The organism is Anaerovorax odorimutans, from assembly GCF_024459955.1.
In the GTDB taxonomy this organism is placed as follows: Bacteria; Bacillota; Clostridia; order Peptostreptococcales; family Anaerovoracaceae; genus Hominibacterium; species Hominibacterium odorimutans_A.
Genome location: NZ_JANFXK010000008.1, coordinates 130,885 through 149,636, shown reverse-complemented (window position 1 = coordinate 149,636; position 18,752 = coordinate 130,885). Strand labels below are relative to the sequence as shown.

The following is an 18,752-nucleotide window of genomic DNA, read 5'->3' as shown; positions in this document are numbered from 1 at the left end:
AGTACCGTAATGGATAGAAAGTTTAGCGAGTACAAATGGGTCGGCCTGATTACCTTCGCCCTGATGTACAATTTGGTGTACCTGGGCCGGTTCAATGTTAACAATATGATGACTCTTTTGGCTCAGGACATGAATCTGACGGCAGCCCGTCAGGAGATGGTGGCCATGAGCGTGTTCATCAGCTATGCGCTGGGAAGCTTTATAAACGGATACCTGGCGGACAGGATCGGCGCCAAAAAGGTAGTTATCTTAGGAGGGACTGTATCCGCTTTTCTCAATATGGCAGTGGCCTTTCAGACAAAATGGGTTGCCGTGCTGCTTCTCTGGCTGACCAACGGATATTTTCAGAGCATGATCTGGGTCGGCGGAGTGGCTTTGCTGGCCAACTGGTGGCAGGAGGGCGAACGGGGCAAGGGAATTGGTATCGCTAATTTCTCTTCGGGTATGTCTCATGCCACAGCCTACCTGATCCCTGCGGGGATGATGGCTGCATGGCCGGATATGGATTGGCGGGTTAATTTTGTGCTGCCGATGATTATTCTTTTAGCCTTCACCTACATCTTTGGCGCTGCGGCCGTGGAAAAACCGGAGGACCGGGGACTCAGCGGCTACGAGATAAAGAACCACAGGCATTCGGTCAGGGAAAAGTCTCTGCTGAAGATAGCCGGGAGGAAGGAAGGGCCCTGGCGGTATTTCTTTTCTCAGAAAAAATTTTGGTGGTGGTGCGGCATCGCCATGCTGTCCAGCGTGTGCAGGTACGGGCTTTTGAACTGGATTCCGCTCTATTATGAAGAGGTTCACGGGGGAAAGATCCTCAGCAGCACCTTTTCAAACCTGACCCTGCCCATCGGTATGGCCTGCGGAACACTGATTATTACCTGGATCGCAGGAACCAAGCTCTTTGACAACAAGGGCATTATTGTCACGGCAATGGCGGCCCTCTGCGGTACACTGATTGTGATTTTCCCTATGATCGAGGATACGAGGGCTGTGCTGGTAGGTATCTTTTTCACAGGCTTTGCCCTTTACGGCATCAACGGAATTCTCTGGCTCCACGCCATCGACCAGGGGTGCCGGGTTTTTCCCGGAAGCGCGGCCGGCATATTCAATGGATTTGCCTACCTGGGAGCATGTGCCGAGGGTGTGCTCTTTCCGGCAGTCATAAACTTCTTTGGCGATAAAATGTCCGTATTCGTTGTGATGGAGGGACTGTGCATTGGCATGGTCATCTGCGGAATGGTGGTGAGTAAGAAGAATACTGTTATTATGCCGGAGCTTCGGGAGTGATAAATCACAGTCGTGAAGGCGTCGTAGTATAAGTTTACTTAAAGAATTGTCTAAAAATATTGAAAAAGGGACATGATTGGATTAACATAAACCCATTAAATAATAATGGAGGAGCCAATTATGTCTTTTATTTTGGGAATGGATACCGGCGGAACTTACACCGACGGAGTCATTGTAGATTCTTCAAAGCGCAGCATTATCTGCAAGGCGAAAGCACTGACGACAAAAGAAGATCTGACGATTGGAATAAAGAACTGCATAGAAAATCTCAACTTTGACAGAATGGAAGAGATAAGCCTGGCATCTTTGTCCACCACTCTGGCTACTAATGCCATCGTCGAAGGGCGGGGCGCTTCCGTAGGGCTGATCTACATGGGCACGGAGCTGGATGAAGAGGTTCCTGCGGAGATATCGGTAAAAGTAAAAGGCCGGTTTGACATTATGGGACACATGCAGGAGGACTTGGATCCGGCGGAGATTCGGCAAGTATTGTCCGGCATGAAAGGCAAGGTTGAAGCCCTGGCTGTCTCGGGATACGCCAGCGTGCGCAATCCCAAGCATGAAAAGGAGATTCGGCGTCTGGCCGATGAGATCCTGGATGTTCCGGTTGTCTGCGCCCATCAGCTGACATCAGCTCTGGGATTTCACCACAGAACAGTAACGGCAGTTCTTAACGGAAGACTGATACCAATAATCGACGAACTTCTCAAATCAACAAAAAAGGTACTGCATGAAAAGAATATATACGGAACGGTCATGATTGTTAAAGGCGATGGTACGCTGATGACCGAAGCCATGGCGAAAGAAAGACCTATTGATACGATCCTTTCGGGCCCGGCGGCCAGTGTAATCGGCGGGCTTGCCCTTACAGGCAGAAAAGATGGAATCGTGCTGGATATGGGCGGAACCACTACGGACATTGCCAATGTATCGGAGGGCTCCGTAAAGATAAAGAAAGAAGGCGCAAAGGTAGGCGGCTGGCGTACAAGAGTCAGAGCCGTGGAAATTTCCACCTTTGGTTTGGGCGGCGACAGCAGGATCTGTCTGGACCGTAAAGGAAATGTGCAGATCGGCCCGCAGAAAGTATGGCCGCTGTGTGTAATAGGAAAAGACTACCCGCAGCTGGTACACGAGCTACAAAGCTTTAAGTGGGTAGGAGAATTGAAAACCTACTCTCAGCAGGAAGCCGACTGCTTTATGTATGTAAACGGCGAGTTGCCGGAGACTGCCTCACCGCAGGAAAGAAAGATTTTAGAAAAGCTTCAGGGCGGGCCTCATAGCCTGACGTATTTGGCGAGGGCCATTGGGGAGGACCCTGAAACGATAGATTTGACTCCACTTGTTGAATCCGGGATCCTGGCGAGAATATCTGTTACACCGACGGATATTCTCCATGTCCAGGGCAGGTACAATCAGTGGAACAGGGAGCTGTCCCGGGCGGGAGTGGAAATCCTGGCCAGGAGAAAGGAAATGCCGGTCAATAAGTTCGTGAACATGGTGGAAAAAGCCATACATGTAAAGATGGCGATGACCTGTATCCAGAGCGCAGCTGACTTTGAGTCAGAGGAGTTTTCCTTTGCGGAAAGCCCGGAAGCGATGTATCTTATCCAAGCCGCGCTCAAAGAACGGCAGACTTCCCTGCTGAATCCGGAAATTTATCTCAGAAAATCCATCGTAGCCATCGGGGCTCCGGCCGGAGCATGGACCTGCGATGCCGGAAAACTGCTCAATGCGGAAGTCGTTGTTCCCGATAACGCGGATGTGGCCAATGCTTACGGCGCCGCTGTCGGAAAGGTGACGGAAACCGTAGAGCTGCTGATTAGTCTGGACGGCGATCAGTACATATTAAATACACCATGGGAGCGTTTCGTGTACGGCAGTAAAGATGAAGCGATGTTCTATGCCATACATGAAGGCCGCAAATATATTGAGCACCAGCTGATGGACGCAGGATGCCGCAATTGGGCGATTGAAGAACAGCCTTCTGATATCATGGTTGAAACCAAAGAAAACGAGCCGAAGGTGTATATGGGGACCCAAATGACCATTACCGGCGTAGGCTCCGCATTTTAAAAAGCCCACTATAATTTAAAAAATTTCTATAATTTGCCCTTTTCACAGAACTGGTCATCGGAACCTTTTCCGAGGACACCCTTTTATCAGAGCAAAAGCCGCCGTGTTTTCGGCGGCTTTTGCTTTTCAGGAGCAGTGTGGTCCGGCCTTGCGGCCTCTGCTCCTGTCCAAAGGCGCATATTGATCGAGATTTTGTACTTGCATAGCTCCGTATCCTTGATAAAAGGTCAACAAGAAACTGATTTTTTGCCGCATGTTGATGAAAATCGCAATTTGTCTTTTGCTCGACATCGCTCGTAAGTTAGAGTAAACTCGGTATTGCGGGGAAGATGCCGTTTTGCCCCGGCCGAAGGCAGGCAAGACAAAGGGGCAGCAAAGCGGAGAAGGGATCCGCAGACAAAAGTTACCGCATATATAGGAGGGAAACATCAATGATTCACTTTAAAGGCGCTATTTTTGACATGGATGGGACGCTGACGGATTCCATGTATATCTGGGATACTACAGGAATTACCTATCTGAGGCAGCAGGGAAAGGAACCGGAGCCAGGGCTGAGGGATCGGCTGAGGCCGCTGAGTCTGGTGCAGGCCGCGGAGCTTTTTCAGAAAGAATACGGCATCGGCCAGACAGTCGATGAGATCTTGGAGGCGTTTAACGATATCGTGGAAGAAGAATACCGGACCAATGTAAAGCTGAAGCCAGGCGCGGAAGAGGTATTAAAGCTTCTTAAAGAGCATGGCATTGCCATGACTGTAGCCAGCTCGTCCCCGCGGGAGATCGTGGTTATGGTTTTGGAACGGCTGGGCATTGCCGCCTACTTTTCCCATATCGTTACCTGCGGCGACGTGGGACGGGGAAAGGATCAGCCGGATGTTTACGACCGGGCTGCGGAGCTGATGGGGACTCAAAGAGCAGAGACGCTTGTCTTTGAAGACGCGCTGCACGCAGTAAAGACGGCCGCGGCCGCAGGGTATTATGTGGTGGGCGTCTATGATGAGAGCGAAGGCGTCAATGAAGATCAGATTGAGGTCCTGTGCAGCAGGTATGTTAAAAGTTTAAAAGGATTTTCTTTATAATACGGGGAACATCGGTCTACGATATTCCCGGACAGACCTTTAAACGCCCGGAAAGCAAGCAATATTGCCGTCCCGGGCGATTTTTATACTTTTTTATATTTTCTGATTTTTCTATCTTTAGCGAATCTTTAGAATTCCTTATACAAAGCTAAAGGTTATCTTGACCGGGACTTTAAACGGGTCCGTTATAGTATAGACATAAACAAAAACAAAGTTAATGAAATGGAAATCACCATTATTTTAAAGGAGGAACAAACATGTATAACAGACATTACACAGGAAAGATCGAGTTAGCCGTACTGGACACAGCAGGTACATTCTGCGATGGCCCTGGAGATCTGAGAAACAGATGGGCACTGGACGACCTGAGAGGTTGTAAAGCTCCTGTAGTACCTTTCTACGAAGCACTGAAGCAGTTCGGAATCGAATGTGACTGGGCTACGATCAGAAAGCCAATGGGTAACTTCAAACCGACTCACCTGAGAATGCTCCTGAGCCTGCCGGAAGTTTCAGCACAGTGGGAAGAAAAATACGGACGTCCTTGGAACGAAGATGACTTTGATAACGTACTGGCAGCATTCCGTCCTCTGATGTCAAAATATATCGTAGACGAAGATTTAGCAAAACCAATCCCAGGCGCTGTTGAATGTATCGACAAGCTGCGTGAAGCAGGAATCCTGATTGGTTGTGACACAGGTTACTATCAGGAAGACTCCATCGCACTGAACAAGATGCTGGAAGAAAAATTCGGAATGCACTTCGACGTAGTAACCAACGCTGAGAAGGTTCCTGGCAGACCGGCACCGTTCATGGTATATGACTGCATGCTCCAGGCATATGAAATCACAAAGAAAGCGATTCCTTGCGAAGCAGTTGTTAAAATCGACGATACAGCAGCCGGCATGAAATGCGGTAACAACGCAGGCGCATGGACCATCGGTCTGTATGCATCCGGTTCCAATACATATGACGAGTTAGCAGCTTCCAAGCCTGACTTCCTCGTACCGCACGTAGGATATGTTCCAGACATCATCTTCGGACAGATCGAACCGAGACTCAGAAGAGGCGAAAGACCGGGACAGGGCATCATCGAGACAATTTAAGTTAAGCTTATATAAACAAGGCGCTCCCGCACTCCAGTCGCATGAGGGGGTGCCTTGTTTTCAATAACTGCAATTATTTATTTGAATTTATTTTTTAAGGTAGAAAGTAAGGAGGGACGCGAATGAGTGACGGTAGAAAAAACAGCGTTGACATGTTAGGCTATACGCCGGAAGAGTACAAAAAGTTTTCTAAAAACTCATGGATTGTTCTGCTGGCGTTTTCCATCCTATATTGTTTCCTGTATTGCGGGCGTTTAAACTTGCAATTCGCGATGCCTGCCATGATGGCCGAAGAAGGGTGGACGAAGCTGGATCTGGGGATTCTGTCTTCGGTACTGTTCTGGACATACGGCATAGGGCATCTGTTCAACGGAAGACTCGGTGAGATCTTCGGTGTAAATCGTTTTATTGTTGCGGGTGTATTTTTATCCGCTATCTCCAATGTACTGATTGGATTCCAGTCCAGCATTATCATAATTGCGATTTTATGGGGCATTAACGGTTATGCGCAGGCTATGCTGTGGTCGCCGGGAATGGCGCTTCTGTCAAAATGGTGGCCGGGTGACAAACGGGGATTTGCGACAGGATTTGCCAATGCGTTTTCCGGTTTTGGGCAGGTATTGGCGGCGTTGACCGTGTCACTGTCGTTTATCATTGCTCCGGGTATGGGATGGAAAGCAGCTTTCGTCTTTCCGGTAGCATTGATGGTTGTTATGGCAGTAATCTATAAGTTTATTGTCAAAGACAGTCCATCTAAGATCGGACTGAAAGAATATGTAGATAAAAATGAAGCCAGAAACCAGAAGGATGCTGAACTGATGCAGCTGGTGCAACAAAAAGGCAAGCTTTATCCATATGTCCATCTGTTTAAAATGTGGAGATTTGACTGTTGGCTGCTGATTATCGCAGGTGCCAGCATTGCAAGATATGGCCTTCTGAATTGGGTACCTACCTATTATGTAGAAGAATTTGGCGTTGATATTGAGGATGGTGCACTGGGAACCGTATTGCTGCCATTGGGCATGGCGTTCGGAACTTTCGTAATTCCGTGGATATCGGATAAATTCTTCTCAGAAAACAGACTGCCGATGGTAATCATCTGCGCGGCTGTTTCCGGAGCTACCGTATTCTGCTTTATGAAAGTTGGACCGGGAGCACTGGCAGGAGCACTGCTATTTATCGCAGGATTCTTCATTTATGCGATTAACGGGCTTGTTTGGGCCTATGCGACAGACGTAGGAGGAAGAGCCTTCGCCGGAACCGCAGCCGGTATTCTGGACTGCTGCGCGTATCTGGGAGCATCGGTACAGGCGATCTACTTTGGAAGCGTGCTTACCAACAGTGGAAACTGGACTCTGGTATTCACAGCAATTGCCGGTGTATGTATTGTTATCATCGTAATGGCGATCATTGCCGGATGGGGCTTGAATAAAAAGAAAACGGCAACAGAAGCATAATCAATTGTGTTTAAATATAGAAAAACGTTAACTGGTTTGTTAGAACTTTATGTATAAAGGAGGAAGAAAAAATGGATTATCCTAAAGTAAAAAGAAATGTACTGCTGAACCCTGGTCCTGCTACTACAACTGATACGGTTAAGTACGCACAGGTAGTTCCGGATATCTGCCCAAGAGAAAAAGAATTTGGCGCAATCATGAAGCAGATGGGTGAAGATCTGGTTAAAATCGTTCACGGTGACCTGAACAAATATACGGCTGTACTGTTCACCGGTTCCGGTACCATCAACATCGACGCATGCGTCAGCTCCCTGGTTCCGGCAGGAAAGAAGATCCTCATTCTCAACAACGGCGCATATTCGGCAAGAGGCGCGGAAGTTGCGGAATATTATCACATGGATCACATTAATCTGAAACTTCCGATCACCGAACCGATCGATGTAGCAAAAGCAGAAGAAGCAATCAAGGCTGACCCTGATATCGCTGTTGTATACTGCTGTCACCATGAGACCGGCACAGGTATCCTGAATCCAATCAGAGAAATCGGCGCTGTTGCTCATAAATATGACAAAACGATGGTAGTTGACACGACTTCTACATACGCAATGATTCCGATCGACATGGATAAAGACAATCTGGACTTCATTATGGCATCCGCTCAGAAGGGTCTCATGTCCATGACAGGCTTATCCTATGTAATCGGCAACACTGCTAAACTGGAAGCATCGAAAGAGTATCCGACCAGATCCTACTACACCAACCTGTATATGCAGTATGACTTCATCAAGAATAAGGGTGAAATGCACTTCACACCGCCGGTACAGACCATCTACGCGACTCGTCAGGCAATCAAGGAATACTGGGAAGTTGGCGAACAGGCTAAATGGGAAAGACATCAGTCACTGTGGGAAGCTATCTACAAAGGACTTGACAGACTGGGATTCCAGACCATCATTCCTAAAGAAATGCAGTCCAAACTGGTTGTTTCCGTTCTGTATCCGAACGACCCGAACTTTGACTTTACAACGATCCACGACTACGTATACGAGAGAGGGTTCACGATTTATCCAGGAAAGGTTTCAGACCTTCCGACATTCAGACTGTGTGCACTGGGCACCATCGTACCAAAGGATGTTGACGACTTCTTCGATTGCTTCGAGGAAGGTCTCAAATCCATGGGCGTTCAGGTTCCTGTGAAATATTAAACGACATTTTTAAAACACTCACGAAAAAGGCTGCCGTCAGGCAGCCTTTTTCGCATAAAAAATAATAAGATAAAAATTATTGCGCGACTAACTTATAGCCGACTCCCCGCACCGTTAAGATATACTGCGGTTTTTCCGGGTTTGGTTCGATTTTTTTCCGCAGATTGCTGATGTGAACCATAACGGTGCGCACATCATCGTCAATCCCATAGGAATCCCAGAGATTATCGAATATCTGCCTTCCGGTGAACACCCGATTGGGATATTTGGCCAGGAGCACCAGAAGCTCAAATTCTTTAGCCGTCAAGTGGACCGGAGCACCACTCGCTGTAACCGTGTGGGCGGACAGATCAATTTCAAGATCCCCTACAGACAGTGCGTTTTGCTCCGTAGAGGAAAACGCGCCGGAGGAATTGCTTAAATGCTTTCTTCTGAGATGCGCCTTAACCCGCGCTACCAGTTCTGTAGGACTGAAAGGCTTGGTAATATAATCATCTCCGCCTATGGACAAGCCCAGAACCTTATCCATATCCTGTCCTTTGCAGCTGACAAACAGTATTGGTACATCGCTTTGTTCGCGGATCTTTCCGCACAACTCGATTCCCGAAAGCCCCGGCATTACCACATCGAGGAGGATCAGATCGGGGCTCTCGTCCTGTGCCATCGCAGCAGCTTTCGTGCTGTCTGTTGTCCAGACAACGTCGTATCCCTCCCTGGAAAGATACAGCTTCATCAGCTGAATGATTTCCATTTCGTTATCTACGACCATAATTTTGTCCTGTGCCATTGCAGACCTCCCTTTAGCACTTTATGCTCTTACAATTTTTATTTTACTCCAAAAATTAACAGGTTACAAGGACCTAAATTGCCGGGAATCAATGCAAAACCGTAAAAATACCGTCACAATTAAAAAGAAAACATCCTGCTAATGAATTTCGGTTTCTGTGCTGTGGCCCGGGAAACCAGTGCGGCGCCGCCGGATATTTTGTCGGAGGGTGCCGTTTTATACAAGATTTACAGGACCGGCAGCCTTTCCTGCGGAGCCGGGCGCTATCAACTGTAAAATGCCCGCAAACCATTGACATTTTAGGCTTTGCGCATTATAATGTTACGATATGACAAGGGTCGAAAGGAGATTAACTAAATGACAGAAGAAATACTGTTAACCAAAGAAGGATACGATAAAATCGTAGAGGAGCATGAGGAACTTGTTGCCGTAAGAAGAGCGGAAGTGGCGGAAAAACTGAAAGATGCCATCGCACAGGGCGACATATCTGAAAATGCGGACTATGATGCTGCCAAAAATGAACAGGCAGAGCTGGAAGAGAGGATCAACAAGCTGGAAAATATGATCCGTAAAGCTAAGATCATCGATGAAAGTGAACTCGCTGGAGACCAGGTAACCGTGGGGCTGACCGTAAAGGTTCAGGATTTAGGGACAAAAGAGGAAGAATCGTTTACCATCGTAGGCTCAACTGAGGCGGACCCGTTTGAAGGAAAGATTTCCAATGAATCCCTGGTAGGCCAGGCGCTGCTGGGCAGTAAAGTTGGAGATGAAGTAACGGCCGAAGTTCCGGATGGCGTAATTACGTATAAAATATTAGACATAATTAAAAAATAAAGTTAGAGGTAAGAACAAAATGAGCGAACAAAAGAAAAACCAGACCGTAAATCCGGAGACAGAAGAGCTGACTGAAGAAGGATTGAATGAACAGCGAAAGATTCGAAGGGATAAGCTGAAAAAACTGCAGGAAGCAGGAAGAAATCCTTTTCTGGTGGAAAAATGGGATGTTGACGCATACAGCCAGGATATTAAGGATGATTTTGAGCAGATGGACGGCAAAGAAGTTTCCATTGCCGGAAGAATGATGGCCAAAAGAGGCATGGGAAAAGCTTCCTTTATTGATATTCAGGACTGCAAAGGCCGTATTCAGTGCCACGTGAAAAAAGATATCCTGGGTGATGACGAATATAAATGGTTCAAAACTTCCGATATCGGCGATATTTATGGAGTTGTGGGAAAAGTTTTCAAGACGCAGAGAGGGGAGATCACCATCGAGGTTTCCAAACTGGTGCTGCTTTCCAAATCCCTGCAGGTTCTGCCCAATAAATGGCACGGTCTGAAAGATACGGATATCCGCTACAGACAGCGTTACGTAGATCTGATTATGAATCAGGACGTAAAGGACATCTTTATCAAGCGTGCGGCAATTGTTAAGGAGATCAAGCGAGTACTGGAAGAAGATTACGGATATCTGGAAGTGGATACGCCGATTCTCACTACCATCGCAGGCGGAGCCAACGCCCGGCCTTTTGAGACGCACCATAACACGCTGGATCTGGATATGAAAATGCGTATCTCCAATGAGCTCTACCTCAAGAGACTGGTAGTCGGCGGACTGGACCGGGTTTATGAAATGGGCAAGATGTTCAGAAACGAAGGTATGGACAGAAACCACAACCCGGAGTTCACTTCTATGGAATGTTACATGGCCTACGGTAACATGGAAACCACTATGGAGGTAACGGAGCAGGTTGTTTCCAAAGCCGCTCTTAAAGCCACCGGCAGTATGGTTATCAATTATCAGGGCAAGACTTTTGATTTGACTCCTCCGTGGAGAAGACTCAATATGGCTGATGCCGTAAAAGAGATTACAGGCATTGACTTTGAACAGATAACGACCGATGAGGAGGCCAGAAAGGCAGCCATCGGTCAGGGTATGGACAAGGATGAAGTCGCAGAAATGACCAGAGGAAAGATTCTGGCGGAATTGTTCGAGGAATACTGTGAGGACGTTCCGGGATATCTGGACGGACCGGTATTTGTCGTTGGACATCCGGTAGAAATTTCACCGCTGGCTAAGAGAGACCCCGAGGACCCGAGAATCACCAGGAGATTCGAGGCTTATGTCAACGGATGGGAGATCGCCAACGCCTTCTCCGAGCTCAACGACCCGATCGATCAGTACGAGCGCTTTAAGGAACAGCAGGCGCAGCTGGACGATGGTACGGATGATGAAGCGCATCCAATGGATGAAGATTTCGTAAACGCTCTGGAAGTCGGGCTTCCACCGACAGGAGGTCTGGGCATCGGCATCGATCGGGTGATTATGCTGATTACCGATGCGCCGAGCATCCGGGATATCATTCTTTTCCCAACCATGAAACCTCTGGATAAATAAGGAACACAGAGCCGGAAATCCTTTGGTTTCCGGCTTTTTAATCGTATAAGATAAAGGAGATAAATAATGAAGGATGTACAACTGAGAGCCCTTTTCAGGGAGACAGAGAAATACGCGGATCAGGAGATTGTGGTCCACGGTTGGGTGAGAACCAACAGAGGCTCCAACAAATTCGGATTTATCGAGCTGAACGACGGAACGTTCTTCAAATCGGTACAGGTGGTTTATGAAGCGGAGTATCTGGATAACTTTGAGGAAATCTCCAAAGCTCCCATTTCCGCGGCGCTGATGGTAAGAGGCAATTTTGTGCTGACACCGGATGCCAAGCAGCCCTTTGAGATCAAAGCCAGAGAAATCGTGATCGAGGCGGATTCCGCATCGGACTATCCGCTACAGAAAAAACGCCACAGCATGGAATTTTTAAGGGAGATCGCTCACCTGAGACCGAGGAGCAATACCTTTTCCGCAGTGTTCCGCATCAGATCTCTGGTCGCATATGCCATTCATAAGTTTTTCCAGGAAAACGATTTTGTGTATGTGCATACGCCAATCGTAACTGGCAGCGACTGCGAAGGCGCAGGAGAAATGTTCCGCATCACTACCCTGGATATGGACAATCCGCCGAAAACGGAGGACGGCTCCATCGATTACAGCCAGGATTTCTTCGGAAAAGAGACCAGCCTGACGGTAAGCGGACAGCTGGAAGCGGAGACTTTCGCACTGGCTTTCCGCAATGTATATACCTTCGGCCCCACTTTCCGGGCGGAAAATTCCAATACCGCAAGACATGCCTCTGAGTTCTGGATGATCGAGCCGGAAGTGGCTTTTGCCGACCTTTCCGACAACATGGATCTGGCGGAAGCGATGATTAAATATATTATTAAATATGTTCTGGAAAACGCGCCGGAGGAAATGGAATTCTTCAATAAATTTATAGACAAGGGGCTGCTGGACAGGCTGTCGGCTCTGGTAAACGCTGAATTCGCCCGTGTGACCTATACGGAAGCGGTGGATCTGCTGAAAAAATCCAAGAAGAAATTCGAGTACCCGGTAGAATGGGGGATTGACCTGCAGACTGAGCACGAACGTTACCTCACAGAGGAAATCTATAAAAAACCGGTATTCGTAACCGATTATCCGAAGGAGATTAAAGCGTTTTACATGCGTCTCAACGATGACGGCAAGACTGTTGCGGCCTGCGATCTTCTGGTTCCGGGTGTGGGCGAGATTATTGGAGGCAGTCAGAGGGAAGAGCGCTACGATGTGCTGAAATCCAGAATGGACGAAATGGGTCTGGATGAAAAGGACTACTGGTGGTACATGGATCTCCGCAAGTACGGTGGGGTTAAACATGCCGGCTACGGATTGGGTTTTGAACGGATCATTATGTACCTGACGGGAATGAGCAATATTCGTGACGTTCTGCCGTTCCCAAGAACTCCGAAAACGGCGGAATTTTAAGAGCCTTTGGGATTGGAGGGCTTTATGCGCGGCACAGCCATGAAACGAATTTTAGATCTTTATAAAACGCCTTACGGGCTGTCTATAAAACGAGGCTTGACACTGGCGACCCCTTTTTTGATACTGGGGTCGTTTGCGCTGTTATTAAACAGCTTTCCCCATGAAGGCTATCAGGCTGCGCTGGAAGGGGCTGCGGGCGGACGGCTCAGCGTTCTGCTGGAATATCTCTACAATGTTACCCTGGGATCGCTGGCGCTGATCCTGCTGATTACCATCAGCATATCCTTTGGGCAAATGGTACAAAAGGATGAGGCGGCCCTCTATCCGGTGACCGCCGTCTGCGCCTACCTTTCCTTTTGTGGAGGCCTGCAGGAGCAAAGCGCGTATGTATTTGCCTCTGACTGGGTATTTTCCGCAATGTGCATTGCCTTGATATCGGGCGGCCTGCTGCGAAAGCTGATGCAGATGGTTCACCGCATCAAAAAACTTCATACCATCGGCGCGGACTACATATTTAACCTGACCATTAAAGGACTTCTGCCTATTGCGCTTATCTGCATTCTTTTCGGCATTGTGGGTCTGGCACTGAGGTCGGTAATTGATACAGGGAACATTACAAATTTCGGTTCCTATCTGTTTCTGAAACTTTTCAGCGGCATCGGAAAAAACCTGTTCGGCATCCTTCTGTATGTGTTCTTTTCCCATCTGCTATGGTTTTTCGGTATCCACGGGACCAATACGCTGGATGCGGTAGCCAAGCAATTCTTTGAAGAAGGTGTGGATGTCAATCAGGCGCTCATCGAGGCAGGTCTGGCGCCGACTGAAATTTTTTCCAAGACATTTCTGGACACCTTTGTCTTTGTCGGCGGGTGCGGGGCGGCGCTCTGTCTGGTGCTGGCGCTTTTCATAGCGGCAAAAAAGAGCAACAACAGAAAGCTGGCGCAGGTAGCCAGCCCCTTTGTATTGTTCAATATCAGCGAAATCGTTATTTTTGGATTCCCGGTTATCTTTAATTCGGCGATGTTCATTCCTTTCCTCCTGACACCTCTCGTTCTAGCACTGACCAGCAGCGGCGCAATGGCGCTGGGGCTGGTTCCAATGGTGAGCAATTCGGTGGAATGGACGGTTCCGGTGCTGTTCAGCGGATATCAGGCTACCGGCTCTCTGGCCGGCAGCCTCCTGCAGCTGTTCAATGTGGCTGTGGGCACCTGTATCTATATCCCCTTTATAAAACGCAGTGAGAAAAAGCAGACGCGCGATTTCCGCAGTTCTGTTAAGGATATGGAAAAAGCGATGTTTCAGTGCGAAACAGCAGGTAAAGCGCCGGAGCTGATGACCGGGACCAGTCCTTTTGAATATGCGGCCAAGGCGCTGGCTCTGGATATGGAAAATGCTATTGACAGGGGTCAGGTACAGCTCCATTACCAGATACAGATTACGGGAGAAGGAAAGATCCACGGAGCAGAGGCGCTTTTGCGCTGGGAACATCCGGTGGCAGGAAACATTTCGCCTCCGCTGCTCATTGATATTGCCTATGAAGGCGGCTTTCTGCGCAAATTGGGCCTTTACATCGTTGAAAGCGTCTGCCGGGATGTGCGGGAGATGAAACGGATATATTCAAAAGATCTGCATATATCGATCAATCTTTCCCCCTATCAGATGGAGGATGAGGTGTTTCTGGAAGAAGCATTGGAGGCCATTGACCGTTATGATCTGGATGGCACGCAGCTGGTCTTTGAGATCACGGAACGGGTGCTGCTGAACAATTCGCCGCAGATGCAGCGGAGGATCAACCGCCTGCGGGAAAAGGGATATAAGGTGAGCATTGACGATTTTGGAATGGGCCACGGTTCCATGCTCTATCTCCAGAACATGACCTTCGATGAGGTGAAGCTGGATGGAAAGCTGGTAAAGCAGATGCTGGACAATAAGCGGTCCAAGGATATCATCTCAGGGATCGTAAAGCTGGCTGACGACCTGGATTTTCAGGTGGTGGCCGAATATGTGGAAACCCAACAGCAGCGGGATATGCTGCAGGAGCTGGGATGTGACATCTATCAGGGGTATTTCTACGGCAAGGCGGAGCCGCTGCCGGTCTTTGAGGAGAAGTATCTGATTCCTTAAAATTTAGAGAACACAGGTCTGCTATGCTGCTGTCAAACTGCAACAATGATAAAATTTCGAATTTAGCACTTGGAGAAGGGGCTGTCGCATTAGTTGATAAAACCTAAATGCTGCCATTTGTTTGGATGCAAGTCAGAAGTTCCGGTCTGGGGGGCAGTTCTCCATATTTTGGGCTTCTTATCCATTTTGAGCAGAAAAAACGCCTTTATGGATAAAAGTTGTGGCTTGGGAAGGCCTGTTTTGATCATTTCCTGTTAAATAGCCTGATTAAAAAAAGAATCGATTAGACCGTTGCAAAGTTATCCGTATTATTCTTAAAAGAAGCGAATATGGATAACTTTTATTATACGATTTTCACCAATTGAGTCGCCGTCGTCCATTAAGAAATTTTATGTAAAATATTGACAAAGAAAGCACTTTTTCATATAATGGATAAAAATGGAAAAAATTAAAGGAGATGTGGGAGTCATGGATCATTTCGCACAATATTTCTTGCATTCAGATCAGGAAGATTTTATAATAAAGGGAGAACTATTAAGAGAAGAATATAAAACTTTTAGTTCAAACCGCAACATTAAGGACAGTGTGTTCCGGCTGCTCTTTGATGATGAGGAAAATTTGCTGAGCCTGTTCAACGCCCTGGAAGACACTCACTATATGAAGAAAGAAGACATCCGAATCAACACCCTGAAAGGGGCTATTTTCAACAATGTGCGCAATGATCTGTCATTTTCTGTAGAGGACTGCTATCTCAGCATTATTGAACATCAATCGACCATGACCGAGAATTCACCGCTGCGGATGTTTGTGTATTTGGGGCGGGTCTACGAGCAGATTCTGGATATCAGTAAAGCCTACCGGCGGGGGTTGTATCGGGTCCCGGTACCACGGCTGCATCTTTTGTATAATGGAGTGGAGGATTTTCCGCAGGAAAAGCGGTACCGGCTTTCCAGGGCCTTTCGGGTACCGCAGGAAAATACTGTGGTGGAGCTGGAAGTGCTGGCCATCAATATTAACATTGAAAAGAAACACCCGATTCTGGAGCGATGCCCGGTGCTGAAGGAGTACAGCCTGTTTATCGGGCGAATCCGGTCCAAGAGGCAGGAAGGAAAGAATCAGGATGCGGCGGTGAAAGAAGCGATTCGGGAGTGTATGGAAGAGAACATACTGCGGGAGTTTTTACAGCGGCACGGCAAGGAGGTGTACAATATGATGTTTGATGAAATTACCTATGATGATATACTTCGAATCCGAGTGGAAGAAGCGGAAGAGGAGGCCCGGGAACGGGGTCTGACTTTAGGTATCGAACAAGGCATAGAACAAGGCATCGAGAGGGGAAGGGAGCAAGGTATAGAACAGGGTATCGAACAAGGCATCGCCAGTTTTATTCTGGGATTCAGCGAGGAAGGATTCTCCCAACAGAAGATTGTCAAAAAACTAAAGGATCATTTTCGTTTAAGTGAAGCTGAGGCGCAAAAATATTATAATATCTATGCAGCCCATTGATTGGGATCAGAAGCGCCTGCGGTTAGTAAACAGAGGCGGGCACAAAAGGAACGATTGAATTGTAAGAGGAAAACGGATGAGCGTATCTATGCAAGAGGTTTTCCTCTTTTTCACATTCACTTAACTTAAAATTCAGAAAACATAGGCCTGTTATATTGCTATCAAACTGCATCAATGATATAATATGGACATTACTGAAAAAAAGAGATTTAGGAGGTCTTAATATGAAGGGCTATACGAGCGAAACGATCAGAAATGTTGCACTTGTCGGGCATGGCGGATGTGGTAAAACTACTTTTCTGGAATCTGCACTTCTCGAAACAGGCGTAATCAGCAGACTGGGTAAGGTAGAAGAAGGAAATACAGTTTCCGACTACGATAAAATGGAGATCGAAAAGGGATTTTCCATCAACACTTCTGTTGTTCCAATAGAATGGAAAGACAGCAAGATCAATTTTATCGACACTCCGGGATACTTTGACTTTATCGGAGAGGTAAATGCAGCACTGAGAGCTTCCGAAGCTGCTGTAATCCTGGTGGATGCCGGGTCCGGTATTCAGGTGGGAACCGAACATGCGTGGAAAGCCTGCGAACGCTACAAGATGCCTAGATTCATTGTTATAAATAAAAGGGACAAGGACGAATTTGACTTTTACAAGACCTTTGAAGAACTGAAAGCAAAATTCGGCGAAACGCTGATTCCGTTCAGCTGGCCTCTGTCCGCAGAAATTGACGAGGATTTAAAGGAAGCCATCGCCATGACGGATGATGAGCTGATGGAAAAATATTTTAACGGGGATGCTTTCACTGACGAAGAAATTAAAAAGGGTCTGGTAAAGGGAATCGCCGATGGTGGAATCGTTCCGGTATGTTCCTCCGCTTTCTCGCTGGGACACGGAATCGAAGGACTGTTGGACCTCTTGGTTACATATGTTCCGACTCCGCTGCAGCACGGACCTTACAAAGGCTTTAACGATAACAACGAGCCGGTTGAAAAACTGTGTGTAGTGGATTCATCGCCTTCTGCCTTTGTATTTAAGACGATTGTTGACCCGTTCGTAGGAAAGATTTCCGTAATGAAAGTCGTTACCGGCAAGCTTACTTCCGGTATGGAAATTTTAAATGAAAGAGCCGGCAAGACAGAAAAGCTGGGCAAGCTGTTCTTCCTCCGCGGTAAAGAGCAGCAGGAGCTGGACTATGCGGAAGCAGGCGATATCGTGGCTGTGACAAAGCTGCAGAATACGCTTTCCGGTGATACACTCTGCGATAAGAATGACATCATCCGTTATCTGCCTCTGGACTTCCCGGTGCCGTCTCTGTATGTAGCAATTGAAGCTGCGGACAAAAAAGACGAAGATAAGGTATTCTCCGGTCTGTCCAGACTGAAGGAAGAAGATCCGTCCTTCGTAGTTGAAAGAAACAACGAGACGCATCAGACGCTGCTGGGCGGCCAGGGTGAAATGCAGCTGAACATCATTATGGCCAAGCTGAAAGATAGATTCGGCGTTGAAGTCAAGACGATTCCACAGAAGATCGCTTACAGAGAAACGATCAAGGGAACATCCGATGTTCAAGGTAAACATAAGAAACAGTCCGGCGGAGCAGGGCAGTACGGAGACGTACACATTAAATTCTCCCCTTCACAGGAAGAGTTCGAATTTACCGAATCCCTGTTTGGTGGAGCGATTCCGAAGAACTACGTGCCGGCAGTTGAAAAGGGCCTGATCGAATCCATGGAAAAAGGACCTCTCGCCGGATGCAAGGTTGTAAACGTTAAGGCCGACCTCTATGACGGTTCCTATCATGATGTTGACTCTAATGAAATGGCGTTCAAGATCGCGGCCTCCCTGGCATTCAAGAAGGGTATCAAAGAAGCCAAACCTGTTCTGCTGGAGCCGGTTATGCATCTGGATATCATGGTTCCGGACGAATATATGGGCGATGTTATGGGCGATATGAATAAGAGAAGAGGAAAGATCCTCGGTATGGAGCCGCAGGCAGACGGCAGTCAGAAGCTGATGGCCGAAGCCCCGCAGGCGGAACTCTTTGATTATGCCATTACCCTGAGAGCCATGACACAGGCAAGAGGAACCTTCGCCATGAAGTTTGAGAGATATGAAGAAGTTCCGGCTCAGATCGCGCAGAAGATTATCGACGCATACAATGCGGATGATAAATAAAATATTCACCGATCCAGGCGGTGGTGCCGCAGAATGAAATACGGCGAAATAGAACCAACCATTAATGGGGAGTAGCTTCTAAGCAATAGGATCAACAG

The 18,752-nt window shown here is 47.6% G+C and carries 13 protein-coding genes; 12 read left to right on the top strand and 1 reads right to left on the bottom strand.

The genetic code is table 11. The features are described from left to right. Window positions 1–9 precede the first annotated feature (9 nt). The 6 genes from NE619_RS08920 to NE619_RS08895 all read left to right on the top strand — a co-directional run bounded on the left by NE619_RS08920 (window position 10) and on the right by NE619_RS08895 (window position 8,201). Entirely contained in the window at window positions 10–1,287 is a 1,278-nt protein-coding gene (locus tag NE619_RS08920) for an MFS transporter (RefSeq protein WP_256132065.1), read from the top strand. Window positions 1,288–1,407: 120 nt separating this feature from the next. After that, complete coding sequence (locus tag NE619_RS08915; RefSeq protein WP_256132064.1) at window positions 1,408–3,360, top strand: hydantoinase/oxoprolinase family protein; 1,953 nt, start codon at window positions 1,408–1,410, stop codon at window positions 3,358–3,360. Between the two features lie 431 nt (window positions 3,361–3,791). Beyond that, window positions 3,792–4,436, top strand: a complete 645-nt coding sequence (locus NE619_RS08910) for an HAD family hydrolase (protein WP_256132063.1) — start codon at window positions 3,792–3,794, stop codon at window positions 4,434–4,436. A gap of 257 nt (window positions 4,437–4,693) precedes the next feature. Beyond that, the gene (locus tag NE619_RS08905) at window positions 4,694–5,539 is read left to right on the top strand and encodes an HAD hydrolase-like protein (RefSeq protein WP_256132062.1); all 846 of its coding nucleotides are present in this window, start codon (window positions 4,694–4,696) and stop codon (window positions 5,537–5,539) included. A 122-nt stretch (window positions 5,540–5,661) separates the two neighbouring features. Next, complete coding sequence (locus NE619_RS08900; RefSeq protein ID WP_256132061.1) at window positions 5,662–6,996, top strand: MFS transporter; 1,335 nt, start codon at window positions 5,662–5,664, stop codon at window positions 6,994–6,996. A 71-nt stretch (window positions 6,997–7,067) separates the two neighbouring features. After that, complete coding sequence (locus tag NE619_RS08895; protein ID WP_256132060.1) at window positions 7,068–8,201, top strand: 2-aminoethylphosphonate aminotransferase; 1,134 nt, start codon at window positions 7,068–7,070, stop codon at window positions 8,199–8,201. A gap of 76 nt (window positions 8,202–8,277) precedes the next feature. Here the strand turns inward: NE619_RS08895 and NE619_RS08890 are convergent, their stop codons facing one another. Further along, window positions 8,278–8,988, bottom strand: a complete 711-nt coding sequence (locus NE619_RS08890; RefSeq protein ID WP_256132059.1) for a response regulator transcription factor — start codon at window positions 8,986–8,988, stop codon at window positions 8,278–8,280. A gap of 357 nt (window positions 8,989–9,345) precedes the next feature. On the opposite strand from NE619_RS08890, the gene greA reads away from it, so the two are divergent. The 6 genes from greA to NE619_RS08860 all read left to right on the top strand — a co-directional run bounded on the left by greA (window position 9,346) and on the right by NE619_RS08860 (window position 18,654). After that, window positions 9,346–9,822, top strand: coding sequence for a transcription elongation factor GreA (gene greA / locus NE619_RS08885; protein ID WP_256132058.1), 477 nt, complete (start codon window positions 9,346–9,348; stop codon window positions 9,820–9,822). Window positions 9,823–9,841: 19 nt separating this feature from the next. Continuing rightward, window positions 9,842–11,383, top strand: coding sequence for a lysine--tRNA ligase (lysS, locus tag NE619_RS08880; protein WP_256132057.1), 1,542 nt, complete (start codon window positions 9,842–9,844; stop codon window positions 11,381–11,383). Between the two features lie 66 nt (window positions 11,384–11,449). Continuing rightward, window positions 11,450–12,844, top strand: coding sequence for an asparagine--tRNA ligase (gene asnS, locus NE619_RS08875; protein WP_256132056.1), 1,395 nt, complete (start codon window positions 11,450–11,452; stop codon window positions 12,842–12,844). Between the two features lie 24 nt (window positions 12,845–12,868). Further along, window positions 12,869–14,968: an EAL domain-containing protein gene (locus NE619_RS08870; RefSeq protein ID WP_256132055.1), complete on the top strand. Its 2,100-nt coding sequence runs from the start codon at window positions 12,869–12,871 to the stop codon at window positions 14,966–14,968. Window positions 14,969–15,436: 468 nt separating this feature from the next. Further along, window positions 15,437–16,474, top strand: coding sequence for a hypothetical protein (locus NE619_RS08865; RefSeq protein WP_256132054.1), 1,038 nt, complete (start codon window positions 15,437–15,439; stop codon window positions 16,472–16,474). A 224-nt stretch (window positions 16,475–16,698) separates the two neighbouring features. Continuing rightward, window positions 16,699–18,654 carry an elongation factor G gene (locus NE619_RS08860; protein ID WP_256132053.1) on the top strand — a complete coding sequence of 652 codons (1,956 nt, stop codon included), beginning with the start codon at window positions 16,699–16,701 and terminating at the stop codon, window positions 18,652–18,654. The last annotated feature ends 98 nt before the right edge of the window (window positions 18,655–18,752 follow it).

Bases quoted from the DNA above. Each gene is read 5' to 3' on its own strand.
- NE619_RS08920 (WP_256132065.1), top strand. From the start codon at position 10: ATGGATAGAAAGTTTAGCGAGTACAAATGGGTCGGCCTGATTACCTTC.
- NE619_RS08915 (WP_256132064.1), top strand. From the start codon at position 1,408: ATGTCTTTTATTTTGGGAATGGATACCGGCGGAACTTACACCGACGGA.
- NE619_RS08910 (WP_256132063.1), top strand. From the start codon at position 3,792: ATGATTCACTTTAAAGGCGCTATTTTTGACATGGATGGGACGCTGACG.
- NE619_RS08905 (WP_256132062.1), top strand. From the start codon at position 4,694: ATGTATAACAGACATTACACAGGAAAGATCGAGTTAGCCGTACTGGAC.
- NE619_RS08900 (WP_256132061.1), top strand. From the start codon at position 5,662: ATGAGTGACGGTAGAAAAAACAGCGTTGACATGTTAGGCTATACGCCG.
- NE619_RS08895 (WP_256132060.1), top strand. From the start codon at position 7,068: ATGGATTATCCTAAAGTAAAAAGAAATGTACTGCTGAACCCTGGTCCT.
- NE619_RS08890 (WP_256132059.1), bottom strand. From the start codon at position 8,988: ATGGCACAGGACAAAATTATGGTCGTAGATAACGAAATGGAAATCATT.
- greA (WP_256132058.1), top strand. From the start codon at position 9,346: ATGACAGAAGAAATACTGTTAACCAAAGAAGGATACGATAAAATCGTA.
- lysS (WP_256132057.1), top strand. From the start codon at position 9,842: ATGAGCGAACAAAAGAAAAACCAGACCGTAAATCCGGAGACAGAAGAG.
- asnS (WP_256132056.1), top strand. From the start codon at position 11,450: ATGAAGGATGTACAACTGAGAGCCCTTTTCAGGGAGACAGAGAAATAC.
- NE619_RS08870 (WP_256132055.1), top strand. From the start codon at position 12,869: ATGCGCGGCACAGCCATGAAACGAATTTTAGATCTTTATAAAACGCCT.
- NE619_RS08865 (WP_256132054.1), top strand. From the start codon at position 15,437: ATGGATCATTTCGCACAATATTTCTTGCATTCAGATCAGGAAGATTTT.
- NE619_RS08860 (WP_256132053.1), top strand. From the start codon at position 16,699: ATGAAGGGCTATACGAGCGAAACGATCAGAAATGTTGCACTTGTCGGG.